A 17,782-nucleotide genomic window follows, 5' to 3' on the forward strand; every position below is an offset into this window, starting at 1 on the left:
GCCGCGCCTTACTGCGTAATGGCAGTAGCGGGTTAGCACGCATGCCCCTGCCATATCGCCCAGGCTCGCGATCTCTCTAAAGGAGCTTGCATCATGCCATCCGTCTCACCCTTGCAACATTTCGAGTCATTCGACGCGGCAATCACTGCCCTGTTGTCCCCCCTGCCCTCACCAGACTTGCAGCTTCCACCGGTGGCGGGCCGGCAACAGTTCTTCGGCGCGCTTGCAGACTACTGGAACCTGCCGGACGCAGCAGGCAATAACCGCCGTACTCGGCTCATTGCGCTTCGGCGACAACAGCTTCAGGCCGAAATGGACCTGCGCATCACTGACGCAACACTGGAGCCTGTGGCGGCATCGCTGTTACAGACGTGCCTTGACCAACCCATGTCCTGGGCTCGCCAAGGCATCGAGGCGTCCAGGCGTCCACAGCTCTATCGCCTGCTGCTCGACTGCTCACGACCCAACTGGAGGGCCTACTTGCCAGGCGCCGTACTGCTTGTACAAGGCGGTGTCGAGGGGCAGATGATGACGGGCGATGCGGTCAGCGGCCCAGCCTTGTTATGCAGCCTCTCCCACGGCATCGAAGCGTTCGCCGATGTTCAGAGCCTGCACCTGGAGCTGTGCGAGCGGCTGGATGATCCCCTGCAAAGTCAGCCGATGCTCACGCTGCTGGCGCCGGCTGATGCCGACCGCGCCCATAACGCACAGCGACTGCGTTACGACTGGCTGCCCGACGATCTTGTGGAAGTCCAGATCCAGGCCTTGATCGATGCCCAGCATGGGCGATTGAACGAGGCATGGAGTAGCCAACCCATGGATCAACCGGGTTTTGCCGAGCGCCTGACCAAGGCCGCAGACCTGCTGCCCTGGGTGACCAGCAAGGCAGCGATGCCGACGCGTTATGGCCTGCTGCTTGAAAAGCATGCTCCTGCCTGGCTCAAGAAGACCTCTACCCAAGGGCTCACGCATATCATGCAGACGATGCAAGAGCTGATCGTGGCCATTGATCAGGCCGCAGCGCCGGGCATTCCTACGCTTGAACAATTCACCGAACGTAACAGCCTGCTGCAGTGGACCCGTGCCCGCCTCAGCGAGCGCCTGAGATTGGACCACCAACTCGATCTGGCACCGGAGCAGATCTTCATCAGTGTCACCATTGCCCGTCAGACCGGCCCGGTGATGCCTCCCGGTCAGCCCAGCAGCTATATACCCATCGCTAGCCGACCGCAGACAGGGAACACCGTGGAGTTGGTCAGGCAAACCTACAGCCTGGATCAGTTGGCGTTGCTGAACGTGGGCTTGCTAGACCTGGACTATTGGCTAACCGCTCGCGTCCACCATAAGGACGAGACGAACATTCAAGGCTTGTCCCCTGCGCAGGCTCGCCAGATGGTCCGTGAACTCAATGTCGGCGACAGCTATTCGCGTTTCCTGCGCAGCCACCTGATCGACCTCGCGCAAGGGCAGTGGCGACGGGATGCACATGCCCGAATCAACTGTGCTCGCATGCGGGCAGAGGCCGCCAAGGCCCGCTATGCTGGCCACTTCATACCCGACCCGCTCGAACAGGGCTATCGCTGGAGCAGGGCCGTTCTCAACTACCCCGACAGCGACTGGCGCCCCTTGGTGCAAGAGAACCGCCTGAGTGTCCGGCAGTTGTTGATTGCCGGGCACACCGTACAGGGGGTATTGCTGATCACGCCTGAAACACCCCAGATGCAGCGCTTTCTGGTGTATGCGCCAGATGCACCGGATCGCAGGCCATGGCGCGAATACGCCAATGCGCGTGCGCTGCTCCGATCGCTTCGCGCCAGCCCGGATCTACGCACTTACGTGATCGACCGCATGCCCTTGGCCCGGCGCAAAACCGTCGAGCGCCTGTTGAGCAAGGGCGGGCTCGCTCAACGGCTGAGTCGTCCGGTCATCTCCGGCAATTTTTTGCATGCCTGTTATTTGGCAGAGGTCCGCGCGTTCATATCGGCGGTCGATGCCAGCACTAATACCAAACAGGAGCTGCTGGGCGAGGCCAGCCTGCATGCCTTGTGGATCATGCTCGATTTGATCAGCTTCGTGATTCCGGTGCGTGCCCTGGCGCCGCTGGCATTCGCCCGCGCTGTGCTGAGCGTACTGGACAGCCTTGAAGCACTGGAAAAGGAGGATCAGGTAGGCGTGCTCAAGCATATGGTGGAGGCTTTTACCCATATGAACGATGGCATCAACAGCATCGGCGGCACGACAGTGATCAGGCGCGCCATTCGCGCCATGCCTCCTACTCCGCCATTGATGCTACCACCTACCTTCCAGGTACGCCCGGACACCGCCAAGTTGCGTTACCGAATCGATGGTATCCATAGCGAAGGCGTGTATGAAAAGCCATCCGAACGTGCAGGGCTGGCTCTCTACTACATCCGGGACAAGCAAGGCCGGTACTACCAGGTGGCGTTCGACGGTTATCGCTGGCGCGCCATCGATCCCAGGCAACCCGATGCCTACAGCAAGGTGGCGGTCAGACGGAGCGCTGAAGGCGAGTGGATCGTCGACTCACCCGTCCTGTGGCACGACGGCCTGCCAGACCTCACCGCATTGCTGGAACACTGCCAGCTTCCCGCGACCCCGGATGGGGTACCACTGGAAGGGGCGAGTGAACTGTACGAGAGCGATGGCCAACCCTACTTGCTCGCCGGTGGCCATGCCTTGCCCGTGCGTGCCCACCTGCTAGCCGATCACTACCATCTGCTGATACCCGGACAGCCTGCCGCGACCACCACCGCCTGGGCAATCCTGCGCTGGCGCGACGGCCAGTGGCGTATACGTGTGCGCCAACCGGGGCGAAGCAGCGACTGGCTGGCTCTGCCTGCCGCTTATGCCGCCAACGTGGGCAGCACCTGATCCAGCCGTTGGTGCAAGGCACTTTCAGCCGGCCAGTTGCGCAGCAATCGTGCCCGGTCCCGAGCGAAGGCCGGCGCGAAGCTGCCCTGGCTGCTGTGCTGGCACACGGCGTCCAAGTCGATCAGCGACCACCGACCCTGATCCCAAAACAGGTTGTGGCCCTTGAAGTCACCGTGGCTGATGCGCTCGCGGATCAGCTGTTGCATGAGCTGCACCAGGGCCTCCACCTGTTCGGCCGGCGCATCGCCCTGCTCGACGAAGGGGGCAAAGCATTCGATGAGGTCGGGGCCGTCGATGTAGTCGGTGACCAGGTAGGCACGCGTGCGCAATCCCAGCACTCGCTGCTCCAGCACCGCCAGTGGGCGCGGGGTAGCGATGTCGAGAAATGACAGGCGATGCCCTTCGATCCATGAGTGCCAGGCCCTGCTCGGTCGCCAGAAGCGCTTGAGCCAGTGGACAGTGTTCTTGATGTTGTAGCGTTTGATGACCCGTTTGCGGCCATCCACCTCGACCCGTGCCACGCTGGCCGCGCCGCCAGTCTTGTACAGGTGCCCACGATCGATCAGCGCATCCGCCTGTTCAAGCACTGGCAACAGGGCCTGGGCCTCGCTACGGACCACCGCCCGCAGGGCGGTCAGGCTGCGCTCGACACTGAACAGGCTACAATCGCGGCCGGCCTTGTCCAGGAAGTCGCGTTGGCGCCAGGCGCGGACTTTGTCTATTTGCTTCTGCAAGGCCTCCATGGGCAATGCGTGCTCGGCATTGGCCAACAGGTAATGCACCAGCAGCTCTTCGGTGAACGGCTCCAGCCGCTTGGGTAGCTGCGCGAAGAACACACCCAGGTTTTCCAGTACGCGAGGACGCGAAAGCTGCTGGCCTGGCGTTTCAGCCTTGATACCGGCCCCATCGATCAGGTACAGCTTGCCTGCATGACGCAGCAGGTTGTCCAAGTGCAGGTCTTCCTGCCACAGCCCCCGGCGGTGCATCTGCGCCACAGCCGCCAGGGCCTCGCCCAGCACCTGCTGCTGCTCGTCGGCAAGCACAGGCAGGTGCTCGACCACGGACCAGGCATCGGCCAGGCTTTGGGCGCCATCGAGGTACTCGAACAACAGCCAGCCGCCCTCGCCTTCCACCAGGCCATCGGCGAGCAGTACCGGCGTGGTCAGCCCCTGCGCCGCGAGCAGCTTTACCCCTTGCAGCTCACGCTGGAAGTGACGCGCGGCATTGCTGCCCACCAGCAACTTGGCCAGGACCGGCCTGCCACGCCAAACCCCGGCCCCCACGTAACGCTGGCCCGGCAGCACGCGCAGCAGGCTGAGCAATTGCAGCTCAGCGCTACCGGCGGCATCGGCGAGGTTGACGGCAAGCGGCAGCGATGGGCTGCGACCTGTTTCCTTCAGCTCGGAAAGCTGCATCAGCGAGCCTCCTTATGATGACGGCGTTGTACCAGGCGGTTGACCCAGGTTTCGACCAGCGTGCTGTCGATGGGTTGTGCGAGGTAGGCTGCCAGCAATGTACGTATCTCGCCGTCACTCCATACCGGCGCCCGGCGCAGCAAGGGCTCGAGGTCCTTGAGGCGGTCACGCATGCCAAAGAGCAAGGGACGGGTTTTCTCCAGGTCGATCAACTGCGCGTCCCAGCCTTCTCTGCGCTTACGCAGAAAAATGTGCTTGGGATAGAAGCAACCATGCACCTGCCCAGCACCGTGCAGCGTGCGCGCCAACTGGCCGCAGGCCTGGAGCATGCCAATGCGCACCGATGCATCGAGTTCGGGCCATTGCAGCAACTGGCTGTCGAGGTCGTGCCAGTCGTCCAGCGCGCGGGTCATCAACAAGGCTCGATGCTGGCCACCTTGCTTGCGCTCGCCGTAGAACACGGCTTCCAACGCAGGGATGTGCAGCTTCTGGTAGCGAACGATATTGCGAAATTCGCGGGCGAAGGTCGGCTCGCCAAGGGGCTTGTGCAGGCTGCGGGTAAGGTAGTCGCTCTGGCGCTTGAGGTAATAGCCCTTGCCCTCGAGTTCCAGGCGGTAAACGCTGCTCCAACCGCCGCGGCCGGTATTGGGCTCGTCCACCGCGTCGAGTTCGAGTGCCCACAGCGCCTCGAAGTCGTCCAGGCCATGGCGCTGGAGCAAGGCACGGTCTGCACTGGCCATATAGTCGGTCATTCCCTTCCCTCGAAAAAGCCCAGCACCTGACGAATGCGCTTCTTGTCCCGGGCGTTCAGCCGGTCGCGGCCTCGGTACTGCAAGTAAAAGCGCAGGCGCTGGGTTGCCGAAAGGTGGTACTTGGCGACCTTGTCCAGGCAGGCCAGGTCCTTGATCAGGCGATGGCGCCACATGAACCCACGCCAGAAATCACCTGTGGGGCAGTCGATGAAGAACAGCGTCCCTTGGTCATCGACCAGCAGGTTGCGCCACTTCAGATCGTTATGGGCGAAGCGGTGCTCGTGCATGACCCGGGTATGGCGTGCCAGCTGGCGGCTGATGTGGTCCACCCAGGCGCGATCGGCCAGGCGGGCATCGTTGCGCTCGGCCAGCGCCGAGAGGTCCTCGGTGTTGGGCAGCTCGCGGGTAATCATCGCGCCACGGCCGAACGCCAGGCCATTGCGTTCGAGCCCCCAGGCGACCACCTCGGCCGTGGGAATGCCCCACTTGGCGAACTGCTTGAGGTTCTGCCATTCGGCCTTGATACGTGGGCGGCCCAGGTAGCGGCGCATGTGCTTGCCAGCGCCGGTGTAGCGCTTGACGTAATAGTTGACGCCTTCACGCTCGACACGCACCACTTCGCTGAGCGGATCACGGGTCAGGCGTTCGCCCTGAACGGCGAATACCGCCTCGAGGCTGCCAAAATCCTTCGCCAGGTGCTCGTAACCTGGCGCCAGTGTCCAACTGGCCATCAGAGTGCATCCCCATAGCGTTGTTTACGGTCGTAGAGTTTCTGCGCCTTGCGCTCAAGCCAGGCGAGCAGTGCAGCTTCGTCCTTCATGACCTGACGCAGCGGGCGCTGGAAGTAGCTGCGCAGAAAACGCAGCTTGTCGCGTTGGGTCAGGCCAATGTCCAGGGCTGAGAAGTACAGGGCGGCCAGGTCCTTGTTACGCCAGCGGCGGCTAATGGCGGGGCGTGTCTGGGCGCGGTGCAGGTCGATCACCGACAGCTTGAAATCATCGGCCGTCACGGGCCGGTCGGTGTGCAGCAGGAAGTGACAGATGTAGCAGTCCCGGTGGTTGACGCCGGCACGGTGCATGCCACCGGTCATCTCGGCCACGCGCGCGATCAGGGCACGCTTGAGGCGTGGCGCAGGCGGCTGCCGGAGCCAGTCGATGCTGAAGTCTTCCAGGCTGACGGTCGGCGCCAGTTCCTCGGTGATGATGAAGGAGTGCTGGGTGGCCGGGTTGCCGCCCCGCTCACCGAAGGCCACGGCCGTCATGGTTGGCACGCCGACCTGATGCAGGCGCTCGATGGCTTGCCACTCCTGGCCGGCGCCCAGTACCGGCAACTTGGCCGTGAGCAGGTTCTTGAAGATCTCGCCCCAGCCGATGCCACGATGGATCTTCACGAAGAAGCCTTCGCCGGCGACCTCCGTACGCAGGGTACGGCGCCCTTCAAGTTCCCGATAGACTTCGCCTTGCAGCGCTTCTACCGCCTCGAAGGCATCGCGCCCCGCCCAAAGCCGCTTGAAGGGCTCTGCCACGATCAACTTCATGCGCCCTCCTGCCCTAGGATCACATCGGCGGCATGCTGCGGCATGCTGTAAAGGTCGGCCGTATCGGCATACGCCAGGCCGTTGCGCGACCAATCGGCCCGCGCCGCGGGGTCATCGAGCATACGCTGCAGGTAGCGGTTGAGCTGCTCCTGCTCGAACGGCTCGTCCAGCACCAGACCGCAGTCGGCCTCGGCGATGTAGTGGGCATAGCCGCACACGCGCGACACCAGCACCGGCAAGCCCGCGACCAGGGCTTCGAGCAGCACGGTACCGGTGTTCTCGTTGTAGGCCGGGTGGATCAGCAGGTCGGCGCCCAGCAGGAAGCGCGGGATATCGCTGCGCCCTTTGAGAAACTGCACCTGGTCGCCCAGGCCCAGCGTCGCGCTCTGCAACTGGAAGACCTTGGGGTCATCCTGACCGATCACCAGCAATCGGGTGCGCTTGCGCAAGGCCGTGGGCAATGCCGCCAACGCCTTGAGGCTGCGGTCCACGCCCTTGGTCTTGAACCCTGAACCGATCTGCACGATCAGCAACGCATCCTCGGCCAGATCGAACTCCCTGCGCAGGTCGGCACGGATTTCAGCGGCGTTGGGCGGTGCACGACGATCCTGGGAGATGCCCGGCGGCAGCAGGTGAAAACGCTCGACCGGCGTGCCGTAGTGCTTGATGAACAGCGGCTGCTGCACCTCGGAGATCATCAGGATCTCGGTACCGGCCTCCTTGGCGAACACCGCCCGCTCGTATTCGGCGAAATGCCGGTAGCGGCCCCAACGCCGGTACAGGTCGCTGCGCAGGTTCTGCGCCTTGTCCTCGAAGCAGCCGTCGGCGGCGTAGTACACATCCAGCCCAGGCATCTTGTTGAAACCGATGAGCCGGTCCACCGGACGCTTGGCCAGGTCGGCCTGCATCCAGGCGGTGAGTTTCTCATTGCGCCGATGATTGAAGATCGCCTTGACCGGCGCCACCAGCACTTCGAAACCTGGCGGAATATCGCCCTCCCAGATCAGCGTGTAGACGCGGATCTGGTGGCCGCGCTGCTGGCATTCCAGGGCGATGCGCATGAAATCGCGCTGCAGGCCGCCAAAGGGGAAGTATTTGTAAAGTACGAAAGCCAGTTGCATCAACGGACATCCTCAGCCAGCAGCAGCGCGCTCAGGCGGCTCGCTACATGCTCGGGATTCAGGCGAGTGAAGCACAGTGGCCACTCGCGGTTCAGATCGTACCGGCGCAGGTCTTCGGCGCTCGGTTTGTAGGTGCACTTCTTCTGCAAGCAGGGTGCGCACGGCCAGTCACTGGCCTGGTGGATCTGGGTCCGTCCATAGGCGCCGGTCAGGCCCGGGTTGGTCGGGCCGAACAGCGAAAGCGTCGGTACATCGAGGGCTGCGGCCAAGTGGCCCAGGCCGGTATCGACGGCGACGCAGGCCTTTGCAGCGGCCAGCACCCTTGCGACGCCAGCCAGATTCAATTTGGGCAGCACTTGGCAATGGTTCAAGCCTTGGGCAATGCGCTCGGCCCTGGCCTTCTCGGCCGGGTTGCCCCAGGGCAGGCGCACTTCCAGCCTGCGCCGGCCCATGCGCTCGGCCAGCTCGCGCCAGTAGGCCTCGGGCCAGTGCTTGGTGGCCCAGGTGGTACCGTGCAGGAAAACCACGTAGGGCGCTGCCGGCGGCAACTGCAAGCGTTCAAGGTCCAGGCCGTAACGGCCGATGCCCTCGGGCAGGTCATAGGCCAGTGCCATGGCGAACAACTGGCGCACACGCTCGACGGCATGCTGGCCGACCGCGACCGACAGGCGTCGGTCGTAGAAGCGGCTGGCCCAGCCTTCACGGGCCGAATACCGGTCCAGGCCTGCGACCGGTGCCTTCACGTAGCGTGTCAGCCATGCTGACTTGACCAGGCCCTGGGCATCGATCACCAGGTCGTATTGGCGCTCGCGCAGGCGCTGCTTGAAGGCCTTCCACTCGCCGCTGCGAACGGTCTGCCAGAGGTGCTTGCGCCAGCGACGGATGGCCACCGGAATGACCTGATCGACCGCCGGATGCCAGCTGGGTATCTCGGCGAAACCTTCCTCGACGACCCAGTCGAAGCGGATGCCGGGGATGGCATGGGCTGCATCGGTGAGCGCTGGCAGCGTGTGGATCACATCACCCAGCGAGGACGTCTTGATGATCAGTACCCGCACTTAGTCGACCTCGGTCAGCACGTCGATGATGTTCGCACCGCCCAGGCGGGTCAGCGCGGCTATGACCTGACCGGGTTCGAGCAGACGCAGGCAGTTGTAGTGACCGAAGCGGCAGGTGCGATCGAAACACGGACTGCATTCGATGCCCAGGCGCACCACCTCGACCTGGCTGGCCAGCGGCGGTGTGAAACCAGGCGATGTGGAGCCGTACACGGCGACCAGCGGGCGATTGAGCGCCGCCGCAACATGCATCAAGCCAGAATCGTTAGAGACTACGGCGTCTGCGCAGGACATCAGGTCGATCGCCTCGGCCAGGGAGGTTTCACCGGCCAGGTTCACGGACTCTTCGCGTAGCCCAGGGATCAGCCGTTCGCGGATCTGCTCACCCCCTGGGTGATCGCTTTTCGAACCGAACAGCCAGACCTGCCACCCCTGGCGGATCATGGCATCGGCCACGGCGGCATAGTGCTCGGCCGGCCAGCGCTTGGCTTCGCCGAATTCAGCGCCTGGGCATAGCGCCAGCACCGGACGGTCCAGCTCCAGGCCGAACTTGGTCAGCGCCGCTTCACGGCTGTGTGGCTCGATCTGCAGGCTGGGCTGGGGGTAGGGCTTTGGCAGCTCGGCACCGGGGGCATAGGCCAAGGCCATGAAGCGCTCGATCATCAACGGGTAACGCGCTTTGTCCAGCTTGCGGACATCGTTGAGCAAACCGAAACGCATTTCGCCACGCCAGCCGGTGCGTTTGGGGATACCGGCAAAGAACGGTACCAGCGCCGATTTCAGCGAATTGGGCAACAAGATGGCCTGGTCGTACTGACCGCTGAGCGACTTGCCGATGCGCCGCCGTGTGGCCAGCTCCAGCGCACCGTGGCCGAGCGGGAAGCTCAAGGCCTGGCGCACCTCGGGCATGCGCTCAAGGATTGGCCGGCTCCATTCGGGGGCCAGCACATCGATCACGCAGTCGGGGTGCTGCTGTTTCAGGCACTGGAACAAGGTCTGCGCCATCACCATGTCGCCGACCCAGCTGGGGCCAATGATCAGTATTCTCATGCTAGGTCCAGAAACGCTCGGGGAGGCGACAGGCTGCAATTCAGCCCGGCCTCCCCTCTTTATATTCAGGCTATGTGGCCGACAGTGTAACACCGGGGCTGCTTCACGCCTCAATCGCGGCGGATCCTCACCCTGAGGAGCCGCCTCGACTGGGCTCAGCTCAGGCCGAGCTCGCTCCAGATACGCCGCACCTGGCGGCGCTCATCGGCAAACTGCGCAGCATCGATCACCCCGGCCTGCTTCTGCAGCGCCTGGCGGTGAGAGGCCGAGCGAAATGCCTTGTACACCTCGCGCAGCAACACCGCGTCGGCGGCAGGCATCAGCCCCACTTGCTCCAGCTCTTCAAGAATACGGATGTTATCGGTCCATCGAACCAGGCCCGTGTGGTCATGGGACCAGGCCAAAGCGGCGTATTGCACCATAAATTCGATATCGACGATACCGCCCGCATCCTGCTTGATGTCAAAGGGCATACCCGGCTCGAAGGCGTTGGGTGCGGTGCCGGCGACCGTGGCCTTCGTGCCCAGGCTGGCGCGCATCTTGGCGCGCATTTCACTGACTTCGATACGCAGCTTCTCAAGGTCGCGGGGTTGTCCCAGCACCTGCGCCCGTACTCTCTCGAACGCCTGTCCAACCCGCGGGCAGCCCACCAGCACGCGGGCACGGACCAGTGCCTGGTGCTCCCAGGTCCAGGCCTCGCTTTGCTGGTAGCGCTCGAATGCGCCCAGCGAGCTGACCAACAGGCCCGCGGCGCCTGAGGGCCGTAGACGCATGTCCACGTCATACAGCTGGCCCGAGTTGGTCTGGGTGGTCAGCAGGTGAATGATGCGCTGCCCCAGCCGCGTGAAGAACTGGGCACCGTCGATAGGCTTGGCGCCGTCGGTTTCGGCCTGGGGGTCGCCATCATGGATGAACACCAGGTCCAGGTCCGACCCGTGTCCCGTCTCCAGGCCGCCAACCTTGCCGTAGCCGATGATGACGAAACCCGGGTCGCAGGGTATGCCGTCGCTGCCCATCGGCTGACCGTGGCGGGCAACGGTCTGGCGCCAGGCCAGGGCAAGCACCTGGTCGAGGATGGCCTCGGCCAGCCACGTCAGGTAGTCGCTGACCTTCATCAACGGCAGGTTGCCACTGATTTCCGAGGCGGCCACGCGCAAGCTATGCGCCAGCTTGAAATGACGCAGCGCCTCCATTTGTTGTTCCAGGTCATCTTCCGGAATGCGCGTGAGGCGCTCGCGCAATTCGCTGGCCAGCTCCGGTGCCAGGGGCGGGCTGAACAGGCGGCCTTCATTGAGCAACTCATCGAGCAACAACGGGTAGCGTGCGATCTGCTCGGCAATCCATGGACTGGCTGCGCACAGGGTCAGCAGACGGCGCAGGGCACCGGGGTTCTCGGTGAGCAATACCAGGTAGGCAGAGCGCCGGGCCACGGCCTCGACCAGCGGCAGTACTCGCTCAAGCACCAGGTCGGGGTTCTCGTGCTCGACCGCCTGGGCCAGCAATCGCGGAATGAAGGCGTCCAGCCGCTCGCGCCCAAGGCGCTGCATCGAACGCAACTGCGGGCTGGCACGCAGAGCTGCCAGGCGCCGCAAGGCCTCGCCCGGCAGCTTGAAGCCGGCCTCCTCCAGCTGACGGCCAGCAGCCTCTTCATCCTGGGCCTGCTCCCATAACGGCGACCATTCACCGCCGACCACCAACTCGCTTTCGCTTTCGTCTTCGTCGGGGTCGGCGATGACCTGCCGGAAGTGCCAGTCAATGCGCTCACGCCACTGGCCAAGTTGAGCCTCGAAGGCTTGCCAGTCGGCGTAGCCCAGCATGTAGGCGACACGGGCCTGATCGGTTTCGTTCTCCGGCAACATCTGCGTCTGGCGGTCGGCAATGGCCTGGATGGCGTGCTCGGTGTAGCGCAAGAATGCATAACCCTCCCGCAGCTCGGTGACCACGGCAGGGGGCAGGTAGCCTTGGCCCTCCAGGGTAGCCAGCACCTTGAGCAGAGGCCGCTGCTGCAAGCTGAGGTCGCGACCGCCGTGAATCAGCTGGAAGGCCTGGGCGATGAACTCCACTTCGCGAATGCCGCCTGCTCCCAGCTTGATGTTGTCCGCCATGCCCTTGCGCCGCACTTCCTGCTGAATCAGCTGCTTCATGGTGCGCAGGGCTTCGATGGCCGAGAAATCCAGGTACCGCCGGTAGACGAACGGGCGCAGCATGTCCTGCAGCTGAGCGCCGGCGGCCTGATCGCCTGCAACTACCCGTGCCTTGATCATGGCATAGCGTTCCCAGTCGCGGCCCTGGTCCTGGTAATACTGTTCCAGCGCGTTGAAGCTGAGCACCAGTGCACCGGACGACCCGTAAGGGCGCAGGCGCATGTCGACGCGAAACACGAAGCCATCGACCGTGACCGGGTCCAGGGCCTTGATCAGGCGCTGACCCAGGCGGGTGAAGAACTCCTGGTTGTCCAGCGAGCGTTTCACGCCTTCGGTTTCGCCGCCTTCGGGGAATGCGAAGATCAAGTCGATGTCCGAGGAGAGGTTCAGCTCGCGTGCACCGAGCTTGCCCATGCCCAGCACCACCATGTGTTGTGGGTGGCCGCTGCGGTTACCGATCGGCGTGCCGAATTGCTGGCAGTGCCGTGGGTACAACCACTGGTAGGCCTCGTCGATGGCGGCATCGGCCAGGTCGGAGAGATCGCGGCAGGTCTCACCGAGATCGGCCTGGCGGGTAATGTCACGCCAGATGATGCGTACCTGCTGGCGGTTGCGCTCGCGACGCAGGTTGCGGGCAAGCTCGTCCTCGCTTTGAGCCGCCTGGGCAACCTTGGCAACATGGCCGCGCAGCTCGCCTGGCCCGTAGCTGCGCTCCAGCTCGCCGCTGCGCATCAGCCCGCAGAGCAGGCCCGGGTCGCGCTGCACCTGGGTCAGCACGAAGTCGCTGACGGCCGCCACCTGGTCGAACTGCCGAGCATGCCGCTCGCTCCAACTGCCCAGGTCCAGTTCGGGGTGTGCGGCCACCGCCTCGTGCAGAAACTGTTGGTTGCGCAGGGTCAGTGGTTGAAGAACGGCAGGCAGCTGGCAAGGCAAAGGCAGGCGCATGGGCTATCCTTGATCGGCGTGAAATGGATGAGGAAAGGCGGCCAAGGGAAAGCCGGACCACGGTTGGACTGTCATACAAAAGTTGGAAATAGCTGAAAACATCGAATTCGTGGCATGGAACATCAACAGTTACCCGTTCGTGGAACATTGCCAACCAACATGAACGTTTTTCCTCACAAGCCAGGATGCGACCAAACGTCGCACAAATGTAGTTTTACTACTGTGCCTGTCGCGCAAAAGCATGAAATGCGAAAGCAAATGTAGTAAAACTACACGGCGCCGGACGAAGATCCCGGTAATCCAAGAATTCACGACGTCTGCCCATAAGGCCAGTCGCAATCTCAGGCAATCGATTCTGGTTGCCTTTCCGCCCTGGAGCAAGCCATGCAAGACCTCGATCCAATCGAAACCCAGGAATGGCTGGATGCCCTGGAGTCGGTCCTCGACAAAGAAGGCGAAGACCGCGCTCATTACCTGATGACCCGTATGGGCGAGCTGGCCACCCGCAGTGGCTCCCAGCTGCCATATGCGATCACCACGCCATACCGCAACACCATCCCTGTCACCCACGAAGCACGCATGCCTGGCGACCTGTTCATGGAACGCCGCATTCGCTCGATGGTGCGTTGGAACGCCCTGGCCATGGTCGTGCGCACCAACCTGAAAGACTCGGACCTGGGCGGACACATCTCCAGCTTCGCCTCCAGCGCCACCCTGTACGACATCGGCTTCAACTACTTCTTCCAGGCGCCGACCGAAGAGCACGGCGGCGATCTGATCTTCTTCCAGGGCCACGCCTCGCCGGGCGTCTACGCCCGCGCCTTCATGGAAGGCCGCATCAGCGAAGAGCAGATGAACAACTTCCGCCAGGAAGTCGATGGCAACGGCCTGTCCTCGTACCCACACCCCTGGCTGATGCCTGACTTCTGGCAGTTCCCGACCGTTTCGATGGGCCTGGGCCCAATCCAGGCCATCTACCAGGCACGCTTCATGAAGTACCTGGAAGCCCGTGGGTTCATTCCGGCAGGCAAGCAGAAAGTCTGGTGCTTCATGGGCGACGGTGAGTGCGACGAGCCCGAATCCCTGGGCGCAATCGCCCTGGCCGGCCGCGAGAAGCTGGACAATCTGATCTTCGTCATCAACTGCAACCTGCAGCGCCTCGACGGCCCGGTTCGCGGCAACGGCAAGATCATCCAGGAACTCGAGGGCGTGTTCCGAGGCGGTGGCTGGAACGTCAACAAAGTGGTCTGGGGTCGCTTCTGGGATCCGCTGCTGGCCAAGGACACCAACGGTGCCCTGCAACGCCGTATGGACGAAGTCATCGACGGCGAGTACCAGAACTACAAGGCCAAAGACGGCGCTTACGTGCGTGAGCACTTCTTCAACACCCCAGAACTCAAGGCCATGGTCGAAGACCTGTCCGACGACGAGATCTGGAAGCTCAACCGTGGCGGCCACGACCCGTACAAGGTCTATGCGGCCTACCACCAGGCGGTCAACCACAAGGACCAGCCTACCGTCATCCTGGCCAAGACCATCAAGGGTTACGGTACCGGTGCCGGCGAAGCCAAGAACACCGCGCACAACACCAAGAAGGTCGATGTCGACAGCCTGCGTCACTTCCGTGACCGCTTCGATATTCCCGTCAAGGATGCGGACCTGGAGAACCTGCCGTTCTACAAGCCCGAAGAAGGTTCTGCCGAGGCCCGTTACCTGGCCGAGCGCCGTGCAGCCCTGGGCGGCTTCGTGCCCCAGCGCCGCGCCAAGAGCTTCAGCGTGCCAACCCCGCCTCTGGAAACCCTCAAGGCAATCCTGGACGGCTCGGGCGACCGCGAAATTTCCACTACCATGGCGTTCGTGCGCATCCTGGCGCAGTTGGTCAAGGACAAGGAAATCGGTCAGCGCATCGTGCCGATCATCCCTGACGAAGCCCGTACCTTCGGCATGGAAGGCATGTTCCGCCAGCTGGGCATCTACTCGTCGGTTGGCCAGCTCTACGAGCCGGTCGACAAGGACCAGGTGATGTTCTACCGCGAGGACAAGAAAGGCCAGATCCTCGAAGAAGGCATCAACGAAGCCGGCGCCATGTCGTCGTTCATCGCTGCCGGTACTTCGTACAGCTGCCACAACCAGCCGATGCTGCCGTTCTACATCTTCTACTCGATGTTCGGCTTCCAGCGTATCGGCGACCTGGCCTGGGCCGCTGGCGACAGCCGTACCCGTGGCTTCCTGATCGGCGGCACCGCCGGCCGTACCACGCTCAACGGCGAAGGCCTGCAGCACGAGGACGGTCACAGCCACATGATGGCCGGTACCATCCCGAACTGCCGCACCTATGACCCGACCTACGGCTACGAGCTGGCGGTGATCATCCAGGACGGCATGAAGAAGATGACCGAAGAGCAACAGGACATCTTCTACTACATCACCGTGATGAACGAGTCCTACCAGCAGCCAGCCATTCCGGCCGGTGCCGAGGAAGGCATCATCAAGGGTATGTACCTGCTCGAGGAAGACACTCGAGAAGCCGCACACCACGTGCAGCTGATGGGTTCGGGCACCATCCTGCGCGAAGTGCGCGAAGCGGCGAAGATTCTGCGTGAAGAGTTCAACGTCGGTGCCGACGTGTGGAGCGTCACCAGCTTCAACGAACTGCGTCGCGACGGCCTGGCCGTGGAACGTGCCAACCGCCTCAAGCCTGGCCAGAAGCCACAGCAGACTTACGTCGAGCAGTGCCTGAGCGGCCGCAAGGGGCCAGTCATCGCTTCCACCGACTACATGAAGCTGTTCGCCGAGCAGATCCGCCAGTGGGTGCCGAGCAAAGAGTTCAAGGTCCTGGGTACCGACGGTTACGGTCGCAGCGACAGCCGCAAGAAGCTGCGTCACTTCTTCGAAGTAGACCGTCACTTCGTGGTACTGGCTGCCCTGGAAGCGCTGGCTGACCGTGGCGAGATCGAACCCAAGGTTGTGGCTGACGCCATCGTCAAGTTCGGCATCGACCCGGACAAGCGCAACCCATTGGACTGCTGAGGAGTATTTTTAAGTGAGCGAACTCATTCGCGTACCTGACATCGGCAGCGGTGAAGGTGAAATCATCGAGCTGTTCGTCAAGGTCGGTGACCGTATCGAGGCTGACCAAAGCCTGCTGACCCTGGAGTCCGACAAGGCCTCCATGGAGATTCCGGCGCCAAAGGCCGGCATCGTCAAGGAACTGAAAGTCAAGCTGGGTGATCGCCTGAAAGAAGGCGACGAACTCCTGGTTCTGGAAGCCGAGGGTGCCGCTGATGCGGCCCCTGAGGCACCTGCGGCCGAACAGAAGCCAGCACAGGCCGAAGCGGCCGCACCGGCACCTGCTGCCGAGGCCGCGCCAGCATCCGCTGCCGCTCCGGCTGCCGCTAGCGTGCAGGACATCCACGTGCCGGACATTGGCTCGTCGGGTAAGGCCAAGATCATCGAAGTGCTGGTCAAGGCAGGCGATACCGTCGAAGCCGATCAGTCGCTGATCACCCTGGAGTCCGACAAGGCCTCCATGGAAATCCCTTCGCCTGCCGCTGGCGTGGTCAAGGAAGTCATTGCCAAGCTTGATGACGAAGTGGGCACCGGCGACCTGATCCTCAAGCTGGAAATTGCAGGTGCAGCGCCTGCCCCAGCGCAGGCTCCAGCCGCCGCTGCACCGACCAAGACCGAAGCCGCACCCGCCGCTGCCCCTGCCGCTGCTGCCCCGGCTGCCGCTGCGCCTGCGCCAGCCGCAACCGCCCCGGCTGCCGGCAACAACGCCAAGGTGCATGCCGGCCCAGCCGTGCGTCAGCTGGCCCGTGAGTTCGGCGTAGAGCTCGGTGCCGTGGCAGCGACCGGCCCACACGGCCGCATCCTGAAAGAAGACGTGCAGGTTTACGTCAAGGCCATGATGCAGAAGGCCAAGGAAGCGCCGGCAGCTGCCGGTGCAACCGGCGGCGCTGGCATTCCGCCGATTCCGGTGGTCGATTTCAGCAAGTTCGGTGAAGTCGAAGAAGTGGCCATGACCCGCCTGATGCAGGTCGGTGCTGCCAACCTGCACCGCAGCTGGCTGAACGTGCCGCACGTGACCCAGTTCGACTCCGCTGACATCACTGAGCTCGAAGCCTTCCGCGTTGCCCAGAAAGCCGTCGCAGAAAAGGCCGGCGTCAAGCTGACCGTCCTGCCGCTGCTGCTCAAGGCCTGCGCCTTCCTGCTCAAGGAACTGCCAGACTTCAACAGCTCGCTGGCACCAAGCGGCAAAGCGGTCATCCGCAAGAAATACGTGCACATCGGTTTTGCCGTGGACACGCCCGATGGCCTGCTGGTACCGGTAATCAAGAACGTCGACCAGAAGAGCCTGCTGCAGCTGGCTGCCGAAGCGGCTGCACTGGCCGAGAAGGCGCGCACCAAGAAGCTGTCGGCGGACGAGATGCAGGGCGCCTGCTTCACCATCTCCAGCCTTGGTCACATTGGCGGCACCGGCTTCACGCCGATCGTCAACGCCCCCGAGGTGGCCATCCTGGGCGTCTCCAAGGCGACCATGCAGCCTGTCTGGGACGGCAAGGCCTTCCAGCCCAAGCTGATGCTGCCGCTGTCGCTGTCGTACGATCACCGTGTGATCAACGGCGCCGCCGCTGCGCGCTTCACCAAGCGTCTGGGCGATGTGCTGGGCGATATCCGCACCATGCTGCTGTAAAGCAGCGCACTGCCCCTCCTGGTGAGGGGCAGCTTCTTTTTCGAGCTGCCACGCTCGTACCTCAACCCCGTCGATTGACGGGGCTTTTTTTGCCTGGAGCAAAGTAGGCGCTGAGCGGGAACAGGATGGTCCCGGCGCACGGCCGCGTTGCCGAGCATCGCTGCAAACCCGCACT

At 63.2% G+C, this 17,782-nt stretch carries 11 protein-coding genes; 3 read left to right on the forward strand and 8 right to left on the reverse strand.

Annotated elements, in window-relative coordinates:
- The first annotated feature begins 93 nt into the window (after window positions 1-93).
- Window positions 94-2,892, forward strand: coding sequence for a dermonecrotic toxin domain-containing protein (locus ACF8E5_RS07110; RefSeq protein WP_197844408.1), 2,799 nt, complete (start codon window positions 94-96; stop codon window positions 2,890-2,892).
- On the opposite strand, the gene ACF8E5_RS07115 is transcribed toward ACF8E5_RS07110, so the two are convergent.
- The 8 genes from ACF8E5_RS07115 to glnE all read right to left on the reverse strand — a co-directional run bounded on the left by ACF8E5_RS07115 (window position 2,865) and on the right by glnE (window position 12,914).
- Window positions 2,865-4,307, reverse strand: coding sequence for a lipopolysaccharide kinase InaA family protein (locus ACF8E5_RS07115; RefSeq protein WP_196127751.1), 1,443 nt, complete (start codon window positions 4,305-4,307; stop codon window positions 2,865-2,867). The two genes, ACF8E5_RS07110 and ACF8E5_RS07115, sit on opposite strands and share 28 nt — an antisense overlap.
- Window positions 4,307-5,059 carry a lipopolysaccharide kinase InaA family protein gene (locus ACF8E5_RS07120; protein ID WP_197844409.1) on the reverse strand — a complete coding sequence of 251 codons (753 nt, stop codon included), beginning with the start codon at window positions 5,057-5,059 and terminating at the stop codon, window positions 4,307-4,309. The genes ACF8E5_RS07115 and ACF8E5_RS07120 overlap by 1 nt, the downstream gene beginning before the upstream one ends.
- On the reverse strand, window positions 5,056-5,790 hold the full coding sequence (locus tag ACF8E5_RS07125) for a lipopolysaccharide kinase InaA family protein (protein ID WP_058602994.1): 735 nt from the start codon (window positions 5,788-5,790) through the stop codon (window positions 5,056-5,058). The genes ACF8E5_RS07120 and ACF8E5_RS07125 overlap by 4 nt, the downstream gene beginning before the upstream one ends.
- Entirely contained in the window at window positions 5,790-6,596 is an 807-nt protein-coding gene (gene rfaP, locus ACF8E5_RS07130) for a lipopolysaccharide core heptose(I) kinase RfaP (protein WP_058602993.1), read from the reverse strand. The genes ACF8E5_RS07125 and rfaP overlap by 1 nt, the downstream gene beginning before the upstream one ends.
- The gene (locus ACF8E5_RS07135; protein ID WP_058602992.1) at window positions 6,593-7,717 is read right to left on the reverse strand and encodes a glycosyltransferase family 4 protein; all 1,125 of its coding nucleotides are present in this window, start codon (window positions 7,715-7,717) and stop codon (window positions 6,593-6,595) included. Before ACF8E5_RS07135 ends, rfaP begins: the two co-directional genes overlap by 4 nt.
- Window positions 7,717-8,775 carry a lipopolysaccharide heptosyltransferase I gene (gene waaC, locus ACF8E5_RS07140; RefSeq protein WP_058602991.1) on the reverse strand — a complete coding sequence of 353 codons (1,059 nt, stop codon included), beginning with the start codon at window positions 8,773-8,775 and terminating at the stop codon, window positions 7,717-7,719. The genes ACF8E5_RS07135 and waaC overlap by 1 nt, the downstream gene beginning before the upstream one ends.
- Entirely contained in the window at window positions 8,776-9,825 is a 1,050-nt protein-coding gene (gene waaF / locus ACF8E5_RS07145) for a lipopolysaccharide heptosyltransferase II (RefSeq protein WP_392475073.1), read from the reverse strand.
- Between the two features lie 155 nt (window positions 9,826-9,980).
- Window positions 9,981-12,914 (reverse strand): bifunctional [glutamate--ammonia ligase]-adenylyl-L-tyrosine phosphorylase/[glutamate--ammonia-ligase] adenylyltransferase, encoded by a 2,934-nt coding sequence (gene glnE / locus ACF8E5_RS07150; protein ID WP_197844410.1) that lies wholly within the window; start codon window positions 12,912-12,914, stop codon window positions 9,981-9,983.
- A 384-nt stretch (window positions 12,915-13,298) separates the two neighbouring features.
- Between glnE and aceE the strand changes: the two genes are divergently transcribed.
- Together aceE and aceF are read left to right on the forward strand one after the other, a co-directional pair.
- On the forward strand, window positions 13,299-15,944 hold the full coding sequence (aceE, locus tag ACF8E5_RS07155; RefSeq protein ID WP_058602988.1) for a pyruvate dehydrogenase (acetyl-transferring), homodimeric type: 2,646 nt from the start codon (window positions 13,299-13,301) through the stop codon (window positions 15,942-15,944).
- Window positions 15,945-15,957: 13 nt separating this feature from the next.
- The gene (aceF, locus tag ACF8E5_RS07160) at window positions 15,958-17,607 is read left to right on the forward strand and encodes a dihydrolipoyllysine-residue acetyltransferase (protein ID WP_197844411.1); all 1,650 of its coding nucleotides are present in this window, start codon (window positions 15,958-15,960) and stop codon (window positions 17,605-17,607) included.
- Window positions 17,608-17,782 lie beyond the last annotated feature (175 nt).

The organism is Pseudomonas sp. WSY_20 (assembly GCF_043104335.1).
Taxonomy (GTDB): Bacteria; Pseudomonadota; Gammaproteobacteria; order Pseudomonadales; family Pseudomonadaceae; genus Aquipseudomonas; species Aquipseudomonas parafulva_B.

Bases quoted from the DNA above. Each gene is read 5' to 3' on its own strand.
- waaF (WP_392475073.1), bottom strand. From the start codon at position 9,825: ATGAGAATACTGATCATTGGCCCCAGCTGGGTCGGCGACATGGTGATG.
- rfaP (WP_058602993.1), bottom strand. From the start codon at position 6,596: ATGAAGTTGATCGTGGCAGAGCCCTTCAAGCGGCTTTGGGCGGGGCGC.
- ACF8E5_RS07125 (WP_058602994.1), bottom strand. From the start codon at position 5,790: ATGGCCAGTTGGACACTGGCGCCAGGTTACGAGCACCTGGCGAAGGAT.
- glnE (WP_197844410.1), bottom strand. From the start codon at position 12,914: ATGCGCCTGCCTTTGCCTTGCCAGCTGCCTGCCGTTCTTCAACCACTG.
- ACF8E5_RS07135 (WP_058602992.1), bottom strand. From the start codon at position 7,717: ATGCAACTGGCTTTCGTACTTTACAAATACTTCCCCTTTGGCGGCCTG.
- ACF8E5_RS07120 (WP_197844409.1), bottom strand. From the start codon at position 5,059: ATGACCGACTATATGGCCAGTGCAGACCGTGCCTTGCTCCAGCGCCAT.
- ACF8E5_RS07115 (WP_196127751.1), bottom strand. From the start codon at position 4,307: ATGCAGCTTTCCGAGCTGAAGGAAACAGGTCGCAGCCCATCGCTGCCG.
- ACF8E5_RS07110 (WP_197844408.1), top strand. From the start codon at position 94: ATGCCATCCGTCTCACCCTTGCAACATTTCGAGTCATTCGACGCGGCA.
- aceE (WP_058602988.1), top strand. From the start codon at position 13,299: ATGCAAGACCTCGATCCAATCGAAACCCAGGAATGGCTGGATGCCCTG.